The sequence below is a fragment of the Mycobacterium sp. M26 genome (assembly GCF_001494595.1).
Classification (GTDB): Bacteria; Actinomycetota; Actinomycetes; order Mycobacteriales; family Mycobacteriaceae; genus Mycobacterium.
This window is the reverse complement of sequence record NZ_LN929907.1, coordinates 803,455-824,112: the sequence shown is the minus strand read 5'-3', so window position 1 is coordinate 824,112 and position 20,658 is coordinate 803,455. Positions and strand designations below refer to the sequence as shown.

Genomic DNA, 20,658 nt, shown 5'->3' with positions numbered 1-20,658 from the left:
CCGCGAAAATTCAAATATTACGTTTGCTATCCCTACTAACTTCCGGGCCTGGCGGACAGCTACCGTCGGAGGGATCAAACTACTTCCGCTCTGTCGCGCCCGCGCGAGCCGACCGGTTGTCCATGTCTTCCGGAGGCAGCGATGAGGAACGAAACGCCCCCTGGGGTCGGTACGTCCGTCGCACGCGACTGGGGCTCTGTCCCCCACCCCGTGGTCGTTCTCGACGACGACGGGGTGGTCGTCGCGATCAGCGCGGCGGCCCACGCAGTGTTGCCCGAGATCACCGTCGGTGATCGGCTCGACGGCACCGCCCCGGCGTGGGTGGTCGAGGCCTGCCGGACGCGAACCGAGGTGGTGGCCGGCCAACTCGACGGGCGGGACTTCCACGTGCAGCCCACGACGCTGCCGGATGGGCAGATTGCCTGCTGGTTGATCGCCGACACCGACCGGTCGCTGCAACTCGTCCAGGACGCGCTCCAGCGGGAGCGCAAGCACGCCGCGTTCCTCGACGAGGCGTCCGCGGTGCTGACGGTGTCACTCAATGTCGACCGGTGCATGGAGGCCACCGCCCGGATGGCGGCCCGCCATCTGGCCGACGCCGCCGTGGTGGTGGGACCTCGCTCCGGCGGTGTGCTGCCCGTCTTCGACAGCGGTGCCGACGGGACCGTCACCCAGCGGCATATCGCCGAGGACCCGGCCCAGATCGCCGGTCTCAGTGAGGCATTGCGCGGCTTCCCGCCGGTGCCGTCGCGCTGGATCGATCCGTCAACCCTGCCGGGGTGGCTGCTTCCGGAGGGGTTCCAGGGATCGGTGGGCTCGGTGGTGATCACGCCGCTGCCCGGCCACGGCATTCCGGCCGGCGCCCTGGTCCTGCTGCGGCGCACCACCCATATGGCGTTCAGCGAGGGCGAGGAGATTCTGGCCCGGCTGTTCGCCGCCCGCGCCGGCGCCGCACTGGCCGCTGCACGCCTATACGCCGAGCAGTCGGCCATCACCAGCACCCTGCTGCGCGAGCTGCTGCCCCCGCAGCTGCACCGGATGCACGGTTTCGAGCTGGCCGGCCGGTACCGCGCCTCCGACGACCATCAGCTGATCGGCGGCGACTTCTACGACGTGCATCCCGCACCGACCCCGGACGAGGAGACCCTCGTCGTCCTGGGTGACGTGTGTGGGAAGGGTCTGGAAGCGGCCGTCCTGACCGGCAAGATCCGCAACACGCTGCAGGCCCTGGCGCCACTGGCCGAGCACCACGAAGAGGTGCTCAAACTGCTCAACAACGCTCTGCTGTCCCCGGACAACAGCCGTTTCGCCACCCTGGTGCTGGCCTCCGTCTCCGACCGCGAGGGCCAGCTGCGGCTGCGGCTGACGTGTGCGGGCCACCCGGCCCCGCTGATCGCCCGCGCCGACGGGACGGTCGAGACCGCAGACACCCGCGGCATGCTGATCGGTGCGCTGCCCATGTTCCGGGCCCGCTCGTTCGACACCTGGCTGGCGCCGGGCGAGACCTGCCTGCTCTATACCGACGGGGTGACCGAGGCACGGGGTGGACCGCTGGGCACCGAGCAGTTCGGCGAAGAGCGGCTGGCCGCGGCCTTCGCGCGGTGCGCGGGGATGCCCGCCGAAGCGGTCGTGGAGCGCATCATGATGCTCACCGCCGAGTGGGTGGACCGCAAACCGCACGACGACATCGCCGCCGTGGCGATCACCGCGCCGCGGCGCAACCATCTGTCCGCCGTCAACGGCCACACCGCCGGGAGATACACCGCATGACGGTGGCCTCGGCGCGGGCCCGACTCTGGGATGCCGTCCTCGTGGGTGACGAATATGCCGCCATCGCAACGGTATTCGATGCCGTCGATGGCGGTATGGGCCTGGAGGGCGTGCTGCTGGATGTCATCGCCCCGGTGCAGTACCGGATCGGCACCGAGTGGGCCGCCAACCGGATCTCGGTGACCGAGGAGCACTGCGCGACGGCCATCAACGACCGGGCGATCGCGGCGCTGTCCCGGCATCCGTCGTTCCGCGGCGGCGGTCAGGCCGGCCGGGTGACGGTGGCATGCGTCGACGGCGAATGGCATGCGCTGCCCGCCCGGTTGCTGACCGAGGTGCTCAGATTGCGGGGCTGGCAGGTCGACTTCCTGGGCGCGCATGTCCCTACCCAAAGCCTGATCGCCCATGTGCACCGGCATGGCCCGGACGCGATCGCGCTGTCGTGCATGATCCCGAGCCGGTTGCCCGTGGCGCACGCCGCGATCACCGCGTGCCAGGCCGCGGGCGTCTCGGTGCTGGCCGGTGGTGCGGCATTCGGCCCCGACGGCCGATACGCCTACCAGTTGGGTGCCAACGCCTGGGCTCCCGACGCCCGCTCGGCCGCCGAGACGCTGGCCCGCGGGTTACCGCCCGCCAAGGGTTTCACCGACCCGCAGACCGGGCATGACCTCGCTCATCTGGCCGACCAGGAGTTCACCATGGTCTCCGAGATGGCCAGCCAGCTGGTCGCCCACACGATCGAGGAACTGGAACACCGCCTGCCCGAGATGCGGGACTACTCCGCTGAACAGCGGGAGGGCACCCTTGAGGACATCGCGCACATCGTCGGCTTCCTGACCGCCGCGCTCTATGTCGACGACGATGAGTTGTTCACCAGCTTCATCACCTGGAGCGCCGACATCCTGTCCGCCCGCGGGGCCGGAGAAACAACGATCCCGCCGAGCCTGGATATCTTGACCGTTCGCCTGCAGGATTTCCCGCGGGCCCGGCGAATCCTGCATAGTGCCCTTGCCGCCCTGACCGATCTGGCCCGACCGGCCCCCGACCCCGCACCGATGCCATGAACCTGACTGTCACACTCGACACCCCCCACTCGGCACGCCTGATCCTGGCCGGCGAGCTGGATTTCGTTGCCGCGCCTCAACTTCTGGGTGCGGTGTCGGAGGTGATGCGCGAGCATGACAACCTGCGCCACCTCCACCTCGACTTCGAGGGCATGACCCTGTGCGACTCCGCCGGCCTGGCTGCTCTGGTTGTCATCGAGCGGCGCTGTACCGCGGCGCGGGTGCGCCTGCACCTGGATCGCAAGACCCGGCAACTCGACCGCATCCTGGACGTCACCGGCCTCAGTGAGCACTTCGCCACCTCGGCCGCGAACACCAAACCGGTCGAGCAGGACACCCAGGACGAGACGGTGGGCTGAACGCGCTAGTGCGCGATCACCGGTTCGGGCGTATCGCTGACCGAACTGTCCAACGGCGGAATCGGCGATTTGCGTCGATATTCCCACCGGCGCAACGCATTACGGCACGGTGACTCGATGAGCGCATAGCTCACCGCGGCCATCGCGAACCCGAAGACCAACGTGAGCACCAGCACGACGATCAGGTTGCCGTTGAACATGAACTTGCCGACCATCGGAAACACCATGACCAGTGCGGCCAGGTGCCAGACGAACAGTCCATAGGACCACCGTCCGAGGGTCACCATGACCCGGTTGCCCAGTATCGGGTGCGGGGTGTCGGGGCGATCCAGCACCAGCGGCGCCAGCAGTGCCCAGGCCACGATCGCTCCGAGTGACGTGCGAATCACGAACTGGCCCAAGGTCGCAGGCACCAGATCCTCGGGGCCCGCCAGCGGTGAGGCGGACAGCAGGTAGGCCGTCACCGCGATCGCCGTGATCGCCCACCGGTTGCGGGCCAATTTGTGCACCAAGCCCAGCGGGCTGACCGTCCACTCGGCCAGCAGCATGCCGGCGGCGAACCAGGAGGCGTACGCCGGTGGCCAGTTGAGGAAGTTCACCCCCTGGGGCGTGTGGATCGGCAGCAGTCCCCAGCCGAGGCTGGCCACCGCGACGGCCGCGATCACCGGCACCCGGGCCCGCACGGGCAGCCGGCGGGCCAGGAACGCCAGGATCGGCAGCGCGAGGTAGAAGCTCACCTCGACCGACAGACTCCACATCTGGGTGAGCCCGGCGGTCAGCGTCAGCGGTACGTACACCTGGGTCAGGGTCAGGTTGGCCAGCCAGACCGTCGGGCTGGCGTGATTGGCCTCCGGAAGCAACGTCAGGATGACGATGACGGCGACAAGGTAGCCGGGCATGATGCGCACCAGCCGCGAGCGCAGATAGTGGCCGGTGGGCGGGCGCTGCCGCAGTCCCCGCGCCGCGGCCGCATGACCGCGCCACAGCAGGAAGCCGGAGAGCGCGAAGAACACGGCGACGGCGAGGTCGAATCGGTGCAGCAGGCGGCCCAGCACCCCGCTGGAGGTTCCGGTCTGGAACGCCACGTGGGTGAGCACCACGCCCATGGCCGCACAGGCCCGCATCCCCTCGACGGCGGGCAGGAAGCCCCGGGTGCCCCCGACCTGCTCCGCCACCGGTTTCATGTCCGCCAGTCTGCCGGTGCCGGGTAACCCGGCGAAAGTGGGTACACCCTGGCTGCGGCGTGACCTCCTAATTGGCCGGTGCCTTGGCATCTGCTGTTAGGGTCAGACCGGTTTGCTTCGCCGTCTCGGCGGTGCAGAACCCGACGGGAGAAGGAGGCCACGGCAGCGTGAATCGCGCAGGCATGTTGCGTATCGCGGCGTACGGCATCATCGGGCTCGGAGCCGCCCTTCTGATCGCCGCCCTGCTGCTGTCGACCTACACCTCGGGCAAGATCCAGAAGATTCCGTTGAACATCGACGAGTCCCTGGTCAGCAACGGCACCGGAACCGCACTGGACCCGGCCTCACTGTCCGGCGAGCGGTTCATCATCGACAAGAACGTTCCGCTGGTGTCCCAGCAGCAGATCACCGTCGAATCGCCGGCCAACGCCGACGTGGTGACCTTCCAGGTCGGCACCAGCGTGCGGCGCAGCGACAAGCAGCAGGACAACGGCCTGCTGCTGGCCATGGTCGACACCGTGACGCTCAACCGCAGCACCGCGATGGCGGTGTCCGATGACACCCATCCGGGCGGTTCGGTGCAGAAGCCGCGGACCATCGAGGACGACAAGCCGCCGACGAATATCGCGCTGCCGCACGACGGCCTGTCCTACCGCTTCCCGTTCAACACGGAGAAGAAGACCTACCCGTACTTCGATCCGATCGCGCAGAAGGCGTTCGACGCCAACTATGACGGCGAAGACGATGTGAACGGGCTGACGACCTACCGGTTCACCCAGAACGTCGGCTACGACGCCGACGGCAAGCTGGTCGAGCCGATCAAGTACGCCTCGCTGTACGACAACGACGAGGAGGGCCAGGTGACCGCCCGGGCGTCGCTGTGGGGCCTGCCCGGCCCGCCGGACGATCCGGTCACCATGACCCGCTACTACGCCGCCCAGCGCACGTTCTGGGTGGATCCGGTGACCGGCACCATCGTCAAGGCCGAAGAGCACGCCAACCACTACTACGCGCGGGATCCGCTGAAGCCCGAGATGGCGCTGGCCGACTACAAGGTGACCTCGACCGAGCAGACCATCGAAGATCAGGTGGCCGCCGCCCGCGACGAGCGTGACCGGGTGGGTCTGTGGTCGCGGGTGCTGCCCATCAGCTTTACGGCAGCCGGTCTGGTGGCCCTCATCGGCGGTGCCCTGCTCGGCATGTTCAGCGTGCGGGCCGAGGCCGCTCTGATCGATCCGGGCCTGGATACCGCCGATCACGGGTTCTTCGGCAAGGACGAGACCGGACCGATGCCGGCCGCTGAGGCCGCCACCGAGAAGCTGCCCGCGGCGCGACCCGATCTGGAGCCTCCGCCGGACCGGTGAGCACCGCATGACCCGGGCACACCGCCGGGCAGTCCGGTGGGTGGTGCCGGGATATGCCCTGATCTTGGCCGTCGCCGTGACGGCTCCCCTGCTGGCGCCCGGGTATCTGCTGTTGCGCGACGCCGTGTCCACCCCGCGGTCCTACCTGTCCGACGCGGCGCTGGGCCTGTCCGAAGCCGCTCCGCGGGCTCTGCCGCAGGACTTTCTGGTGGCCGTGCTGTCGGCCGTGATCGACGGCGGGGTGGTGGTCAAGGCGCTGCTGGTGGCCGGGTTGTTCCTGGCCGGCTGGGGCGCCGCACGACTGGCCGGTCAGGTGGTGCCCGAGGCGGGGGTGCCCGGTCAGTTGGTGGCCACCACGCTCGCAGTGTGGAACCCCTACGTCGCTGAGCGGCTACTGCAGGGGCACTGGAGCCTGCTGGTCGGCTACGGATGTTTGCCGTGGGTCGCCGCGGCGGTGATCGGGTTACGCACCGGCCGGGCGCCACACTGGCCGAGGTGGGCTGCCGCGGTGTTCTGGATCGCGGTGGCCGGCCTTACCCCGACCGGATTGATCCTGGCGGCGGTGGTGGCCGGAGTCTGCGTCGCGGTGCCCGGCGGCGGGGTGTCACGACTGCGCTGTGCCGCGGGGATCCTGGCAGCATCGATCGGCGCAGCCCTGCCATGGCTGACCGCGTCGGCTCTCGGGAGTGCCCTGGGCTCGTCGCCGCCGTCGGGGCTGTCGGCGTTCGCCGCGCGGGCCGAACCCGGGCTGGGAACACTCGGCAGTCTCGCCGGTCTCGGCGGAATCTGGAATGCCGAGGCCGTACCTGCCTCGCGCACAACACTATTGGCACTGGCAGCGACCGCAGTGTTGTTGACGGTGGTGGCAGTTGGGTTGCCGACGGCGATTCGGCGGCCTGCCGCGGTGCCACTGCTGGTACTGGGCGCGGTCAGCATCGTGGCGCCCGCGCTGGCCGCAACCGGTCCCGGGTTGGCGCTGCTGCGGGCCGTCGTCGACGCCGCGCCGGGACTCGGGGTGCTGCGCGACGGGCAGAAGTGGGTGGCGCTGGCGATGCCGGGTTACGCGATCGCCGGCGCGGGAGCGGTGCTCACCGCGCGGAGGTGGTCACGCCCGGGTGTGAGTGCGCTGATCGCTATCTCGGCGTTGATCGCGGTGCTGCCCGATCTGGCGTGGGGCGTGGGCGGCAGGGTGGCGCCGGTGCACTACCCGCCGGGGTGGGCGGCGGTGGCCGAGGCCGTGAACGCCGATCCGGGAGCCGTGGTGGTGCTGCCCGCCGACACGATGCGCCGGTTCGCGTGGGCCGGCCCGGCACCGGTGCTCGACCCGATGCCGCGCTGGTTGCGACCCGAGGTGCTGACCACCGGTGACCTGACCATCTCCGGGCAGACCGTGCTCGGGGAGGGCGGACGCGCCCGCGAGATCCAGCGCATGCTGCTGGCCGGTGAACGACCGCAGGACTTGGCCGCCGCAGGCGTGCGCTGGGTGGTGATCGAGGGCGGAACCGCCGGCGAGACGGGTAACGCCGAGCAGACCCTGCGCGAACTGCCGGTGATCTACCACGACGGCGACCTCACGCTCTATCGCGTTGGGGGAACGAGTCCCGTTGCACCACAAGGGAAACGACAGCTGCTGATCGCAATGCACCTAGTGTGGATCGCACTGCTGGGAGTGAGCGGTGTGGCGCTGGCGGCTTCCCTGCGCCGCCGCATAAATGTACCATCTGGTACATGATCACCTCGAGCACTGTCACCATCGACGCTCCGGCCGCTCTGGTGTGGCAGGTGTTCACCGACGTCCAACGGTGGCCGGAATGGACGGCATCGGTGAACCGCCTGGTCGGCCTGGACGGACCCGATCTGGCCGTCGGCCGCCGATTCCAGATCGACCAGCCGCGCATGCCCCGGCTGCGGTGGACGGTCACCGAACTCGTCGCGGACACCTCATGGACGTGGGTACAGACCTCGCCGGGTGGCCGCACCACCGCACGCCACGACGTCGTCGCCAATCCGGACGGGACGACGGAGGTGCGCCAGGTTCTGGACCAGGGCGGCGTCATCGGCGGCCTCGTCGGGCGCATGATGCGGTCGATGACGCAGCGCTACCTGGAGATGGAGGGCCAGGGACTGAAGCGCCGGAGCGAAGAACTGGCGAAGTACCGTGGGCCGGCCACCTGACACCGCCCGCCGGGCCGAGTTGCTCGACGCGCTGGTGACCGAGTGCGCCACGCACGGAGTGGGTGGTCGGTCCTTGCGGGAGCTGGCCGAGGCCGTCGGCACCAGCCACCGAATGCTGCTGCACCACTTCGGTTCCCGTGACGAATTGCTGCTGGCGGTTGTCAACGAGGTCGAACGCCGCCAGAAGGAACTCCTCCACGAACTGGACTCCGACGGGGCAGCCGGTTTCGCCGCGATGTGGCGGCACCTGCGCCAGCCTGGCCTGCGCGATCTGGAACGGTTGTTCTTCGAGTGTTACGCCCGTGGCACCCAGGGCGAGAGTCCCTTCGCCACCATGCTTCCCGCTGCCGTCGAGGGCTGGCTCGCCGAGGTGCCCGGCGATCGCAGCCAGGCCAGGCTGGGGCTGGCCGTCATGCGCGGACTGCTGCTCGATCTGGCCGGAACCGATGACGAGGCAGGAGTCGACGCCGCCGCGGCCCGGTTCGTGGAGCTGCTGAAGCGCGACGAAACGCGTTCAGATTAAGCCTGTTTGGCGATGAGCGGTTTGAGCTGGTCGAGGATGTGCGTGATCAGTTCATCCTGTTTGGTCAGGTGATCCTGGATCATCGAGGCCTCCTTGAGGACGGCCTCGGCGTCCTTATAGGTCTCGTCTGCGCGGGTGTCGGCCGCTTTGGCCTGGATGTTCTGCCCCACGATGATGATCGGCAGGAGCACCAGTTGCAGGAAGCTGCTGGACAGCCACACCACGATGAAGTAGGTCCCCTGCTTGATCGCATCGGGCAGGGCGAACAGCGCCAGCACGGTGAACAGGTAGGCGGTCCACATTGTTCCAACCACCACGGTGATCTTGAGACCGAACCGGGCGTTGAACCGCACCAGCCAGTTCTCGTGCGCGACGCCGCGAATCTGCTCTGAGGTCAACGGCTTTCTGGCGTGTAGCTCGGCCGCACGCGGGTGGCGGACGTAGTCATAGATCTTCGGCATTCGCGGATCATCACACGACGATCCCGTGAATGGGCTGTCAATCTTCGGCGCGTGGCCCGTAACGCTCGCGGTAGGACTCGTGGATGTGGGCGTCGCGCTTGCGGGCCAGTTGGTCGATCAGCGCCGGATCGAGATTGTGCTGGCGCAGCCGGTAGGTGCGCCAAATCTTGTCCAGGGCATGGGCGAAGTAGAGGAACGGCAGGAACAGCAGCGCCGACATGGCCAGGTGCATCGGCGTGGTGGCCGGGATGAGCCACAGCGGCGAGACGAGCAGCAGGCCCGGAATCGCCACGCGCAGCAGCGTTCGCAGCCGGGCGCCCTTGCCGGTGAGGTCGTTGCGCACCCAGTCGTTCATCGACGCGGGCAGCTGCTTGCCGTAGCAATAGGCGATGTACTGCAGGGGGTTGGGACGAGCGTTCTCAGTCATGGGTTCCTAGATCACGCCGCTGACGCGGGTTCCGGAGTGCACGGACTCCAACACATGTCGCATGGCAGCCGCACTCTGCTGCCACGAGAACTCTCGGCTGCGCACGTGGGCTTTGGCGCCGAGTTCGGCGCGCAGAACCCGGTCGGTCAGCAACCGCTCCAGCTCGTTCACGAGTTCCTCGGGATCATCGACCAGCACACCGGTCACCCCGTCGATCACCGAATCGGTGAGTCCGCCGGACGATCGGTAGCCGACGGTCGGCACGGCGTGCCGGGCGGCCTCGATGACGGCCAGACCCCAGCCTTCCTTGCGCGACGGCAGAACGTGCACCCAAGACTGTTGCACCACCGCATGTTTGACCGCATCGTCCACATGGCCGTGGAACGTGACGGCATCGGCGATGCCCAACACGGCAGCGCGCTCGACGAGCCGGTCATGCCACCATCCGCCGCCGACGACGTCCAGATGAAGGTCGGCGAACGTCGACCGCAACCGGGCCACCGCGTCGAGGGCGTCCTCGATCTGCTTGTGCGGCACCAGCCGTGACAGCACCACCACCCGCGGAGTGGCCGACCGATCTGCGGTCAGAGTGTGCGCGGGCGCCTCGTCCAGTCCATTGCGCACCACGGCGATCTGGCGGGCGTTGACCCCGAGGTCGGCCAGATCCCGCGCCGACGGCAGCGACACCGTGACGTACTGGTTGCGCCGGTGCATCCGCGGCGAGAGCCGCGATTCGACCCACCAGCCCAGCCGGCCCAGCACCGGGCCGGCGACCGGCCACTGCTCGCGGTGGCAGTGATGGACCAGGAGAGCCACCCGCCGGCCGAACGCCAGCCGGGCCAGGAAAGGGATGCCGTTCTGGGTGTCCAGCACGACATCGGGGCGCACCCGGCGCAGCGGGCCGAGCCCCACGCGCGCCAGCACCATGGCCAGGCCTGCCCAGATGTAGACGGAGTAGGGGCCCCCGCCGCGGCTGATGCGGACGCCGTCGACGACCTCTTTGCGCGGCGCCCCCGGATAGCGCGCCGTGCGCAAGGTCACTTCAACACCGGACTGGGCGAGAAGGGTGCCGATGCGCTGCACATAGGTCTCACTGCCGCCGCCCTGCGGGTGGCCGGTGTCGCGCCAGCACAACAGCAGCACTGAGCGGACCGGACGGACGGAGGTGGACATCGAGTTCAGCCTAGTCCGCCCGTCGAGTTTCACCTTTTGCAGCTCTCCACTCGAACTTTTCCTGCGAAACGTGAATTTCGCGCTGGATAGGGTGAACCGATGGCCGTCACCGACCTGTTCGCCGCGCGGGCGACGCTGGGCCGGTCGGTGCGTCTGCTCTCGGAGTTCCGCTACGAACAACGTGACCCGGACCGTTTCTACGGGGCGCTGGCCGCCGACACCGCGGCCATGGTTACCGACCTGTGGCGGGTCGAGCACTCCGACCCCACCGGGTGCACGGTCGTCGACGTCGGCGGCGGGCCCGGGTACTTCGCGTCCGCGTTCAGCGCGGCGGGCTGGAACTATGTCGGCGTCGAGCCGGACCCCTCCGAGATGCATGCCGCCGATCACGTGCGTCGCAGCAGCCCGGGCTCCTTCGTCCGGGCCTCCGGGATGGCACTCCCCTTCGCCGACGCCAGCGTGGAGGTATGCCTGTCGTCGAATGTGGCTGAGCATGTGGCCCGGCCATGGCAGCTCGGTGACGAGATGTTGCGCATCACCCGTCCGGGCGGGCTGGCGATCCTGTCCTACACGGTGTGGCTGGGCCCGTTCGGCGGCCACGAGATGGGCCTGACCCACTATCTCGGCGGTCACCGTGCCGCGGCCCGCTACACCCGCAAGCACGGTCACCCGCCGAAGAACAACTACGGATCGTCGCTGTTCGCGGTCTCGGCGGCCGACGGGCTGCGCTGGGCACGCAGCACCGGGGCTCTGGTAGCGGCATTCCCCCGCTACCACCCACGATGGGCGTGGAACCTGACCTCGGTGCCTGGTGTGCGCGAGTTCCTGGTGAGCAATCTGGTGCTGGTGCTACGCCCGCCGAATCCGCCGAAGTGAACAGGTTCTAGTTTTTGTCTTCAGTCGGTAGTGTGACGGGTATGACACAGAGCACCGCGTTCAGAACCGAATGGGACCAGCTGTTTATCGGCGGCAAGTGGGCCGCACCGTCCAGCGCCGAAGTCATCGAAGTGCGTTCTCCGGCGACCGGGGAAATCGTCGGCAAGGTGCCGCTGGCGGTGGCAGCTGATGTCGACGCCGCGTGCGCCGCGGCCCGCAAGGCCTTCGACGAGGGTCCGTGGCCGAAGATGTCGCCCACCGAGCGGGCCGAGATCCTGGGCCGCGCGGTCAAGATCCTTGAAGAGCGCGCCGAGGAGTTCAAGTACCTGCTGGCCGCCGAGACCGGCCAGCCGCCGACGATCGTCGACATGATGCAGTACGGCGCGGCGATGTCGTCGTTCCAGTACTTCGCCGGCGCAGCTGACAAGTTCACCTGGCGCGACTTCCGCGACGGTGTGTACGGCACCACGATGGTGGTGCGTGAGCCGATCGGCGTCGTGGCCGCGGTGACCGCGTGGAACGTGCCGTTCTTCCTGGCCGCCAACAAGCTCGGCCCCGCCCTGCTGGCCGGTTGTACGGTCGTGGTGAAGCCCGCCGCGGAGACCCCGCTGTCGCTGTTCGCGATGGCCGACGTCTTCGCCGAGGCCGGTCTGCCCGAGGGTGTGCTGTCGGTGGTCCCCGGTGGACCCGAGACCGGCCGGGCGCTGACCGCCAACCCCGAGATCGACAAGTACACGTTCACCGGCTCCAGCGCGGTCGGCAAGGAGATCGCGAAGATCGCCGCCGAGAAGCTCAAGCCGTGCACGCTGGAACTGGGCGGCAAGTCCGCAGCCATCATCCTCGAGGACGCCGACCTGGATTCGACGCTGCCGATGCTGGTGTTCTCCGGGCTGATGAACTGCGGCCAGGCCTGTGTGGGCCAGACCCGCATCCTGGCGCCGCGGTCCCGCTACAACGAGGTCGTCGAGAAGCTGTCCGGCGCGGTGGCCGCCATGCCGATCGGCCTGCCCGACGATCCCGCCGCCATGATCGGCCCGCTGATCAGCGAGAAGCAGCGTGAGCGGGTCGAGGGCTACATCAAGAAGGGTGTCGAGGAGGGCGCGCGGCTGGTCACCGGCGGCGGACGTCCGGACGGCCTGGACAACGGCTGGTTCGTGCAGCCCACCGTCTTCGCCGACGTGGACAACTCGATGACCATCGCCCAGGAGGAGATCTTCGGACCGGTGCTGGCGGTGATTCCGTACGACACCGAAGAAGACGCGGTGCGCATCGCCAACGACTCGGTCTACGGGCTGGCCGGCTCGGTGTACACCACCGACAACGACAAGGCGATGAAGATCGCCGCCCAGATCCGCACCGGCACCTACGCGGTCAACATGTACGCGTTCGATCCGGGTGCACCGTTCGGCGGGTACAAGAACTCCGGTATCGGCCGGGAGAACGGCCCCGAGGGTATCGAGCAGTACACGCAGGCCAAGAGCGTGCTGCTGCCGTTCGGCTACACCCCCGAATAACCCGGCGACACAACGACTATGGCCCCCGCTGCGCGGGGGCCATAGTCGTATCTGAGCTGGCGTGTAACGGTTCGGCGGGACGCCGACACTGCCCGAACATGAGCATCACAGATCACCTCAGGAGCATCGCCAGAACCGCCACCCAACCCGAGTTGGCGATGGCACTGTCCACCGCGCTCATCGTCGCGGGCCATCACCTCGCCCGCGGTGGGGCGCCGGCACCCGTCGACGCGTACGCCCCGAAATCGGCTGCCTGACAGGAGGACTGATCTGATGGCACGTCTATCGACCGCCGATTCCGGCACCGAGGATCCCGCACAGCAGCAGGCGCGCGAGGCGATCAAGAAGGCATGGGGGCAGGTGCCCAACCTCGGCGCCGTACTCGCGCTGTCACTGCCGATGACCCGCGCGGTCCTCGGTTTCGACGACGCGCTCGGCAAGGGAGCGTTGCGCGGTGGCATCGCCGAGCAACTGGCCATCGCCGTCTCCCAGGAGAACCGCTGCTCCTACTGTCTGGCGGCGCACACCGCGGCGGCGGGCGCCTACCGGGTGCCGGCCGATGACATCGCCGACGCCCGATCGGCCCACGCCTCGGACCCGAAGACCGCGGCCGCCCTGCGGTTCGCCCAACTCGTGGTGCGGACCCGTGGGCACGTCGAGACCACCGATCTGGCCGCCGTCCGCGCCGCCGGATGGACCGACGCCGAGATCGTGGAGATTCTCGGGCACGCCATCGCCACCACGCTGTCGAACTACCTACACCACATCAGCGAGGTCGAGGTCGATTACCCCGCAGTGGACTTCGCCGACTGACGCGCTCAGAACAGGGCGCGCACGATCATCTCGGCGACGGCGGCCGGCTTGTCCACACCGTCGATATCGATGGTGTGCTTCACAGTGAGGTTGACGGTGGAGTCGTCCACCTTGTCGGCACCGACCAACTCGGAGCGCACCCGCACCCGGCTGTCGACGGGAACGGCGGCCACGAAGCGCACCTTGTTGAGCCCGTAGTTGATCGCCATCTTGGCGTTCTCGAGCCGGAAGTTGTCCTTGCTCAGCGCCGGGATCAGCGACAGGGTGAGGAATCCATGGGCAATCGGTGCGCCGTAAGGACTTTCGGCCTTGGCCCGCTCGACGTCGACGTGGATCCACTGGTGGTCACCGGTGGCGTCGGCGAAGTCGTTGATGCGCTTCTGGTCGATCTGAAGCCACTCGCTGACGCCGAGTTCCTGACCGACCAGCGCCTGGGCGGCGTCGATGGACGTGATCACCTGCATGGGGTCAACCCTTTCTCACCGGTTACCCCGTCATCTTGACCGACGGCTAGAACGCCGCTTCGTCCAGGTCCATGATCGTCAGGTCGGCACCCTCGACGATGCGGCGTTCGGCAGCCAGCCGGGGCAGCACGTTACGGGCGAAGAAGGTGGCGACGGCGACCTTGCCGCTGTAGAAGGACTTCTCGCGCGGATCCGGATCGCCGTCGAGGGCGCCGAGTGCGATCTCGGCCTGCCGCAGCAGCAGCCAACCGATCATCACATCGCCGACGGCCAGCAGGAACGGCACCGATTCCAGGCCCACCCGGTACAGCTCGCGGGCGTCCTGCTGGGCTCCGAACAGATACCCGGTCAGCGCGGCGACCATGGCGCGCAGGTTGTCCAGCGCCTCGCCCAGCAGCGTGCGCGCTCCGGCCAGCTCGGGCCGCGCGTCTGGGCTGTCGATGAACTTCTCGATCTGGGTGACGACATGCGTGAGCGCCACCCCCTGATCGCGGGCGATCTTGCGGAAGAAGAAGTCCTGGGCCTGGATCGCGGTGGTGCCCTCGTAGAGCGAGTCGATCTTGGCGTCGCGGATGTACTGCTCGATCGGGTAGTCCTGCAGGAAGCCCGACCCGCCGAAGGTCTGCAGCGACTCGGTCAGCGTCTGGTAGGCCCGCTCCGATCCCACCCCTTTGACGATCGGCAGGAACAGGTCGTTGATCCGCTCGGCCAGCTCGGGGTCGGCACCGGAGACCACCGCCGCGGCGGCCGGATCCTGATGGGCCGCGGTGTAGAGATACAACGCCCGCAAGCCTTCGGCGTAGGCCTTCTGCATCATCAGCGCGCGCCGCACATCGGGGTGGTGCACGATCGTCACCCGCGGTGCGGTCTTGTCCGTCATCTGTGTCATATCCGCGCCCTGCACCCGGAACTTGGCGTACTCCAAGGCATTCAGGTAGCCGGTGGACAGGGTGGCGATGGCTTTGGTGCCCACGAACATGCGCGCGTACTCGATGACCTTGAACATCTGCGCGATGCCGTTGTGCACGTCACCGACGAGCCATCCGACCGCCGGCGTGCCGTGCAGGCCGAAGCTGATCTCGGTGGTGGCCGACGCCTTGAGGCCCATCTTGTGCTCGAGGTTGGTGACGAACGCGCCGTTGAGCTCGCCCGGCTCACCGGTCTCGGGATCGAAGAGGAACTTGGGGACGAAGAACAGGCTGAGCCCCTTGGTGCCCGGGCCTGCCCCCTCAGGCCGGGCCAGCACCAGATGCATGATGTTCTCGAACAGGTCGTCGGTGTCGCCGCTGGTGATGAATCGCTTGACGCCCTCGATATGCCAGGTGCCGTCGCCGGCGTCCACCGCTTTGGTCCGGCCCGCGCCGACATCGGATCCGGCATCGGGTTCGGTAAGCACCATGGTGGCCGCCCAGCCGCGGTCGACTGCGAGCTGCGCCCAGTGCTTCTGCTCGTCGTTGCCGATGTGGAACAGGATGTCGGCCATGATCGGGCCGGCCAGGTACATGAACACCGCCGGGTTGGCGCCCAGCACGAGCTCGTTGATGGCCCAGCTCACCATCGCCGGGGCGGGCACCCCACCAACCTCCTCGTCGAGGCCGACGCGGAACCACTCGCCGTCCTGCCACGCCTTGAGCGACTTCTTGAACGGCTCGGGGATGGACACCGTGTGCGCGTCCGGGTCGAAGGTGGGCGGGTGGCGGTCGGTTTCGGCGAACGACTCGGCCACCGGACCTTCGGCCAGCCGGGCGGCCTCGGCCAGCATCTGCCGGACGGAGTCGCCGTCGAGATCTCCGTAGGTAGCGCCGTCGAGCACCTTCTCCAGCTCAAGCAGCTCGAAGAGGTTGAACTCCAGGTCGCGGACGTTGCTCTTGTAATGGCCCATTCGCTTGCGCCTCCCGTTGCGGCTGAGCTGAGCCTAGCCCGTTTAGGTGGCCTGATCAGGGCGTTCAGGTAACGGCCAGAAATATGATCTACACCATAGACATAGCTCACACCCGGATTGTCGCCGCAGGTCAGAGCTGCACGGATACCCCGATTTTTCGCGCACGCAGATTTTTAGTTGCGCTTATGAAACTCTCATCTTATGGTCGTAACCATAGTTATGGCCCAGGCCTCCGGCCTGCCCCGCGAGGAGAGAAACATGTGGCTGATCGAGCTCAACATCGCCGGTCACCGCTTCACGCGTCACGTCCCGGATAAGCGCCGCCAGCTGTTCGGCCGCGGGGCGCGGGCACTGACGTGGCGGGGTTCTTCGATCCGTCCGTCCTCCGCCGCCTGAATGGTCCAGAAGACTCCGAACGACACCACCCGCCGAACCCGGGGTTCGACGCGGGCCAAGATGCTGCTCAGCGCCGCCGAGGTGCTCCGTGAACGGGGCGCCGCCGGAGTGACCGTCGACGAGGTCCTGGCGCGCAGCGGTGCGCCGCGCGGCTCGGTGTATCACCACTTTCCCGACGGCCGCAGCCAGATCCTGCGCGAGGCCCTGCATTACGCCGGTGACGAGATCACGGCCAGCATCGACGAGGCCGCCGGCGAGAACTCGACGGCACTCCTGGGCCGTTTCGTCCAGCTCTGGGAGGACGCGCTGACCGCCAGCGACTACTCCGCCGGATGCCCGGTGCTGGCGGCCGCGGTCGGCTCCGGTGAGGACGAGCAGCAGCTGATGTCGGTGGCCGGCGACATCTTCAGCCGCTGGCGCGAAGCCTCCAAGCAGGCCTTCATCCGGGAAGGCTTCGAGGAGGCCGAAGCCGCGTCCCTGGCCGACACCACCATCTCGGCGATGGAGGGTGCGGTGGTGCTGTGTCGCTCGGTGCGCAGCCTACAACCACTGCACGAGGTCGCCGCTCAGCTCGAATTCCTCATCAAGGCAAAGGAATTCGTGACGAAGTTCGGAGTGCCCAGCCTCAACGCCTGACGCTCAGGGGTTGTTGGTCCCCGGCGTGCCGGGCGTACCCGGTGTGCCGGTGGCTCCGCCGTCGCCGCCGTTACCGCCGTCGGTGCCCTGGCCTACGACGCCGCCGGTCGTACCTCCGATACCGCCGGCACCACCCTGGCCGCCGTCGCCCGTGCCGTCCACCCCCGAAGCACCGCCGTTGCCGCCGTTTCCACCGTTGCCGCCGGAATTGACCTGGTTGGCGGAGGTTTGGCCGCCCGACTTCCAGAACGTGCTGTTGCCGCCGGCACCGCCGATGCCACCGCTCGCGCCGCCGGTGCCGTTGAGCCCGCCGTCACCGCCGTCACCACCGGTCGAGGTGCCGCCCGTGATCGTGGTGCCGGCCGGCGAGGACGGGTCGGCGGCCTGGATCCATCCCATACCACCGGCACCGCCGTCACCGCCCTTGCCGGCGCCACCGTTACCGGAGGTGGCGGTGCTGCCGGTGATGCTGCCGTTGAGTGCGGCGATGTTGGTGAAGCCGCCGGCGCCGCCGTTCGCACCATTGGCACTCGCCGCACCGCCGTTGCCGCCGGTGGCCGTCACGCCCGTTGCGACGCCGGTGGGCCCGGCGGCCAGCACCAGCGCGCCGCCGCCGCCACCGCCGATGCCGCCGTTGCTGGCATTACCCGCCTGCTCCACCGGCACCGCCGGCGCCGTTCACGCCGTCGCCGACGGCGAGGCCACCGTTCCCGCCGACGCCACCGGTGCCACCCGAATGCGCCGCGCCATCGATGGTCAGGCCCGTTGCGGCGCCACCCTGGCCGCCCTGGCCACCGGTACCACCGTTGCCGGCGGCTCCGGCGGCCCCGTTCTGGGTCACCAGGAACGCAATGGCCCCCTTGCCGGCCGTACCACCGACGCCGGCGGTACCACCGCTGCCGCCCGCACCGCCGTCACCGGCGCCGACCCCGCCGTCCGCACTGCTGGCACCGGCACCGCCGACACCTCCGGTGCCGCCCTGACCACCGGCACCTCCGCTGCCACCCCGGCCGAAGACCAGGCTGCCCTGGCCGCCGCTACCACCGGTGCCGCCGGCCCCGCCGGTATCGCCGGTGGTGCCGTCGAGGCCCGCGATGATGCTGGTGATGCCCGCGTCGCCCGTCGTGCCACTGCCGCCGTCACCACCGTCACCACCGTCGCCGAAAATGGACAGGGCACCGACGCTGCCCCCGTCGCCGCCGCTGCCCCCGGTTGCGCTGCCGCCGTCACCGCCCTTACCGCCGCTGCCGGAGAACAGACCCCCGTCGCCGCCGTTGCCGCCGGCCCCGTTGTTGATGGTGGCCACACCCGTGCCGCCGTCACCGCCCGTGCCGAACCAGCCGGCCGATCCGCCGTTGCCGCCGTTGAAGCCGTTGCCGCCGTTGCCGAAGAGGCCCGAGTTTCCGCCGTTGCAGGCCGCAGCACTCGTGCACGTGCCCTCAAAACTGGTGTAGCTGTAGCCGTTACCGAGCAGCAGGCCCGCGTTCGGGTTGTCGGCGGTGCCGTTGCCGACGAAGATCCGGATGAAGTCGGTGATGGGATTCGCGGTGAGCGCGGCCGTTGCCGAGGCCTGACGTGCCCCGGACGGCGACGACGTGATGTCGGCGGCGGCAGCCGGATCGGCCTGAACCCGAGTGCGCGCGCTCGATCCCGAAGCGGTGGGCAGGCCCACACGCAGCGATGCCCGGGGTGAGGATGTGGCAGCGCTGCCTGCGGAGTCCGAAGCACCCGCCGGCGACGGCGATCCCGCGCGCGCCGCACGTGGGGTGGCGGACGCCTTCGGCGCGGTGGGCGTTGCCTTGCGGGCCGTGCGCGCCGACGATCCCGTGCCCGTCGAACTCTTCGACGCCGAATCGGCCGAGCCGCCCGTGTCTGCGGAAGCCACCGGAACGGACGCGATCGCCACACCGACACCCAGTGCCACCGCCAGCCCGCCGACGCGGCCGATCCAGCGGGCATAGCCGGAATGCGAAGATGTTGTTCGCATCTGGATATCAAAGTCCTGCAACGAATCTCGCACCGTCATGTCATGGTCCCCTTTGACGCATGGCCCGGGACCCAGTGCCCCGTCACTGCGAGCTGACGCTACGTGGCAGTCAGGTCAGCACGGTGTCGTTCTGACGATTTGCTTGCGTTTTGCAGATTCCGCGCCGAACCGGCTGAAACTACCGTAGGCTTCCGAAGCTCCAACGCGCACAAACGAAGTCACCGTTCACACCGGTTTCGGTCAGCGTCCACTCCGATCGCACCGGGAGTACCGGGGCTCCTGATCCCAGGCTGCACGGCGCGTACGAGATGATCATCTCGTCTACCAGTCCGGCCGAGATGAATTGTGCTGCAACGTCACCGCCACCCATCACCCAGACATCCTTCTCACCCGCGGCCGCAACCAGCTGAGGGTGTAGATCGGCTGGCGCACCGCTGAAGACCTGAACAGGATGCCCGTCGGCGATGATGTGCGGCCGGTGGGTGACCACCCAGGTCGGCTGGCTGTACATCCACGGGCCCGGCTGGTTGGCCAGCAGCCACTCGTAGGTGGCCGAACCCATCACCAAAGCCCCGATCCCGGCCTCGAACGCGCGGTAGCCGAACGGCCCGTCGACGTCGATGTCGCGGGAGGTCAGCCAGTCCAGGCTGCCGTGATCGTCGACGATGAAGCCGTCCAGACTAGAGGCGGTGAAGTACACGGTGGCCATGTCCCGAGCCTATGGCCGACGTGCTGGAATACAAGGGTGATGACGTCGCCACCGAATATCGACGGGCAGGATCCCGAGACCCCGGAAAGCGTCCTGACCAGGTTCGCCATCACCACCCTCGAGCAGGACGAGACCGCTGCCACGGTGGTGGCCTCGATGCCGCTGGGTGGCATGCTCAACCCCTTGACCGGTGAGCCGACGATCGCCGCGCTGGCGATCCTGGTCGACGACGTCGCGGGCCGGGCCAACTTCTTCCGACGGGGCACCGGTCAGTGGACGGTGTCCAGTGAACTCGCCCTCGAGCTGAGCCCCGACGGTATCGACAGCATCCTGGCCGACCCCGATACACCAGTACTGGCCAGCAGCCGCCCGTTGGGCCCGCCCGGCGCCACCCTGCTGTCGATCTGCACGCTGACCCATGGCGACACCACCATCGGTGGTGGCACAGTCCGCACCATGGCCATCAACGGTGGCCCGGACGGCCCGGTGCCGCGCGGCGCCGACCCACTGCCGCGCGACACCGCCATTCCGCTGGCCGATCTCATGTCGGTACGTCCGCTGTCCACCGATGCCGAGCCGTACATCCTGGCGCAGCGCGTCGACCCGATCATCAACAATCTGATCGGCATCATCCACGGCGGTGTCAGCAGTGCGGGGCTCGAGCTGGTCGCCTCGGCGGCCATCAACGCCGGCCAGGACGAGCCGCTGCGCACCGCGTCGTTGCGGGTGAACTTCCTCCGGCCGTTCTTCGCCGGCGAGCACTCGCGCTACGAGGGCAGAGCGGTTCGGGTCGGTCGCAATTCGGCGATCGGTGATGCGGTGGCGATCGGCGACGACGGCAAGACGGCCATCATGGCGCGTGTGACGGGATACCGGTGAGG

The 20,658-nt window shown here is 68.5% G+C and carries 24 protein-coding genes; 15 read left to right on the top strand and 9 right to left on the bottom strand.

What is annotated here, in order from left to right:
* Positions 1–141: 141 nt before the first annotated feature.
* The 3 genes from BN3385_RS04010 to BN3385_RS04000 are packed head-to-tail and all read left to right on the top strand — an operon-like array spanning position 142 to position 3,193.
* Positions 142–1,770 carry a PP2C family protein-serine/threonine phosphatase gene (locus BN3385_RS04010; protein ID WP_059015247.1) on the top strand — a complete coding sequence of 543 codons (1,629 nt, stop codon included), beginning with the start codon at positions 142–144 and terminating at the stop codon, positions 1,768–1,770.
* Positions 1,767–2,834: a cobalamin B12-binding domain-containing protein gene (locus BN3385_RS04005; protein WP_059015245.1), complete on the top strand. Its 1,068-nt coding sequence runs from the start codon at positions 1,767–1,769 to the stop codon at positions 2,832–2,834. Before BN3385_RS04010 ends, BN3385_RS04005 begins: the two co-directional genes overlap by 4 nt.
* Complete coding sequence (locus tag BN3385_RS04000) at positions 2,831–3,193, top strand: STAS domain-containing protein (protein ID WP_059015243.1); 363 nt, start codon at positions 2,831–2,833, stop codon at positions 3,191–3,193. Before BN3385_RS04005 ends, BN3385_RS04000 begins: the two co-directional genes overlap by 4 nt.
* Before the next feature lie 5 nt (positions 3,194–3,198).
* On the opposite strand, the gene BN3385_RS03995 is transcribed toward BN3385_RS04000, so the two are convergent.
* Entirely contained in the window at positions 3,199–4,377 is a 1,179-nt protein-coding gene (locus BN3385_RS03995; protein WP_059015241.1) for an acyltransferase family protein, read from the bottom strand.
* Between the two features lie 167 nt (positions 4,378–4,544).
* Here BN3385_RS03995 and pgfA point away from each other — a divergent pair, with 167 nt between their 5' ends.
* Genes pgfA through BN3385_RS03975 form a run of 4 tightly spaced genes read left to right on the top strand, consistent with a single transcriptional unit; the run spans position 4,545 to position 8,439 of the window.
* Positions 4,545–5,741 (top strand): cell envelope lipid trafficking protein PgfA, encoded by a 1,197-nt coding sequence (gene pgfA, locus BN3385_RS03990; protein WP_059015239.1) that lies wholly within the window; start codon positions 4,545–4,547, stop codon positions 5,739–5,741.
* 7 nt (positions 5,742–5,748) lie between these two features.
* On the top strand, positions 5,749–7,473 hold the full coding sequence (locus BN3385_RS03985; protein WP_059015237.1) for an MmpA family trehalose lipid delivery protein: 1,725 nt from the start codon (positions 5,749–5,751) through the stop codon (positions 7,471–7,473).
* Positions 7,470–7,916 carry an SRPBCC family protein gene (locus BN3385_RS03980; protein WP_059015235.1) on the top strand — a complete coding sequence of 149 codons (447 nt, stop codon included), beginning with the start codon at positions 7,470–7,472 and terminating at the stop codon, positions 7,914–7,916. Before BN3385_RS03985 ends, BN3385_RS03980 begins: the two co-directional genes overlap by 4 nt.
* Complete coding sequence (locus tag BN3385_RS03975) at positions 7,900–8,439, top strand: TetR/AcrR family transcriptional regulator (protein ID WP_059015233.1); 540 nt, start codon at positions 7,900–7,902, stop codon at positions 8,437–8,439. The genes BN3385_RS03980 and BN3385_RS03975 overlap by 17 nt, the downstream gene beginning before the upstream one ends.
* Here the strand turns inward: BN3385_RS03975 and BN3385_RS03970 are convergent.
* From BN3385_RS03970 to BN3385_RS03960, 3 genes are read right to left on the bottom strand one after another with little or no spacing between them, the layout of a single operon-like run.
* Positions 8,436–8,900, bottom strand: coding sequence for a DUF1003 domain-containing protein (locus tag BN3385_RS03970; RefSeq protein WP_059015231.1), 465 nt, complete (start codon positions 8,898–8,900; stop codon positions 8,436–8,438). The two genes, BN3385_RS03975 and BN3385_RS03970, sit on opposite strands and share 4 nt — an antisense overlap.
* 37 nt (positions 8,901–8,937) lie before the next feature.
* Entirely contained in the window at positions 8,938–9,327 is a 390-nt protein-coding gene (locus BN3385_RS03965; RefSeq protein ID WP_059015229.1) for a DUF5313 domain-containing protein, read from the bottom strand.
* Between the two features lie 6 nt (positions 9,328–9,333).
* The gene (locus tag BN3385_RS03960) at positions 9,334–10,500 is read right to left on the bottom strand and encodes a glycosyltransferase family 4 protein (RefSeq protein WP_059015227.1); all 1,167 of its coding nucleotides are present in this window, start codon (positions 10,498–10,500) and stop codon (positions 9,334–9,336) included.
* 99 nt (positions 10,501–10,599) lie between these two features.
* On the opposite strand from BN3385_RS03960, the gene BN3385_RS03955 reads away from it, so the two are divergent.
* From BN3385_RS03955 to BN3385_RS03945, 4 genes are all read left to right on the top strand, one after another.
* Positions 10,600–11,376, top strand: a complete 777-nt coding sequence (locus BN3385_RS03955; protein ID WP_059015225.1) for a class I SAM-dependent methyltransferase — start codon at positions 10,600–10,602, stop codon at positions 11,374–11,376.
* 41 nt (positions 11,377–11,417) lie between these two features.
* On the top strand, positions 11,418–12,890 hold the full coding sequence (locus BN3385_RS03950) for an aldehyde dehydrogenase (RefSeq protein WP_059015223.1): 1,473 nt from the start codon (positions 11,418–11,420) through the stop codon (positions 12,888–12,890).
* A 98-nt stretch (positions 12,891–12,988) separates the two neighbouring features.
* Complete coding sequence (locus tag BN3385_RS27985) at positions 12,989–13,147, top strand: hypothetical protein (protein WP_156432541.1); 159 nt, start codon at positions 12,989–12,991, stop codon at positions 13,145–13,147.
* A gap of 16 nt (positions 13,148–13,163) precedes the next feature.
* Entirely contained in the window at positions 13,164–13,703 is a 540-nt protein-coding gene (locus BN3385_RS03945) for a carboxymuconolactone decarboxylase family protein (protein WP_059015221.1), read from the top strand.
* Positions 13,704–13,708: 5 nt separating this feature from the next.
* Here the strand turns inward: BN3385_RS03945 and BN3385_RS03940 are convergent, their stop codons facing one another.
* On the bottom strand, positions 13,709–14,167 hold the full coding sequence (locus tag BN3385_RS03940; protein WP_059015219.1) for a MaoC family dehydratase: 459 nt from the start codon (positions 14,165–14,167) through the stop codon (positions 13,709–13,711).
* 46 nt (positions 14,168–14,213) lie between these two features.
* Positions 14,214–16,049, bottom strand: coding sequence for an acyl-CoA dehydrogenase (locus BN3385_RS03935; RefSeq protein ID WP_059015217.1), 1,836 nt, complete (start codon positions 16,047–16,049; stop codon positions 14,214–14,216).
* Positions 16,050–16,307: 258 nt separating this feature from the next.
* Here BN3385_RS03935 and BN3385_RS28510 point away from each other — a divergent pair, with 258 nt between their 5' ends.
* Both BN3385_RS28510 and BN3385_RS03930 read left to right on the top strand, forming a co-directional pair.
* On the top strand, positions 16,308–16,445 hold the full coding sequence (locus BN3385_RS28510) for a hypothetical protein (RefSeq protein ID WP_197415117.1): 138 nt from the start codon (positions 16,308–16,310) through the stop codon (positions 16,443–16,445).
* Entirely contained in the window at positions 16,446–17,081 is a 636-nt protein-coding gene (locus tag BN3385_RS03930; RefSeq protein WP_059015215.1) for a TetR/AcrR family transcriptional regulator, read from the top strand.
* 3 nt (positions 17,082–17,084) lie between these two features.
* Here the strand turns inward: BN3385_RS03930 and BN3385_RS29165 are convergent, their stop codons facing one another.
* Positions 17,085–17,747, bottom strand: coding sequence for a hypothetical protein (locus BN3385_RS29165; protein WP_059015212.1), 663 nt, complete (start codon positions 17,745–17,747; stop codon positions 17,085–17,087).
* A complete protein-coding gene (locus tag BN3385_RS27975; protein ID WP_059015211.1) occupies positions 17,725–18,753 on the bottom strand; it encodes a hypothetical protein in 1,029 nt (342 codons plus the stop codon). The genes BN3385_RS29165 and BN3385_RS27975 overlap by 23 nt, the downstream gene beginning before the upstream one ends.
* On the opposite strand from BN3385_RS27975, the gene BN3385_RS03915 reads away from it, so the two are divergent.
* Complete coding sequence (locus tag BN3385_RS03915) at positions 18,740–19,042, top strand: hypothetical protein (protein ID WP_059015209.1); 303 nt, start codon at positions 18,740–18,742, stop codon at positions 19,040–19,042. The genes BN3385_RS27975 and BN3385_RS03915 overlap by 14 nt on opposite strands.
* A 204-nt stretch (positions 19,043–19,246) precedes the next feature.
* Here the strand turns inward: BN3385_RS03915 and BN3385_RS03910 are convergent, their stop codons facing one another.
* A complete protein-coding gene (locus tag BN3385_RS03910; protein WP_059015207.1) occupies positions 19,247–19,777 on the bottom strand; it encodes a dihydrofolate reductase family protein in 531 nt (176 codons plus the stop codon).
* A gap of 39 nt (positions 19,778–19,816) precedes the next feature.
* Here BN3385_RS03910 and BN3385_RS03905 point away from each other — a divergent pair, with 39 nt between their 5' ends.
* Positions 19,817–20,656 (top strand): PaaI family thioesterase, encoded by an 840-nt coding sequence (locus BN3385_RS03905; RefSeq protein WP_059015205.1) that lies wholly within the window; start codon positions 19,817–19,819, stop codon positions 20,654–20,656.
* The last annotated feature ends 2 nt before the right edge of the window (positions 20,657–20,658 follow it).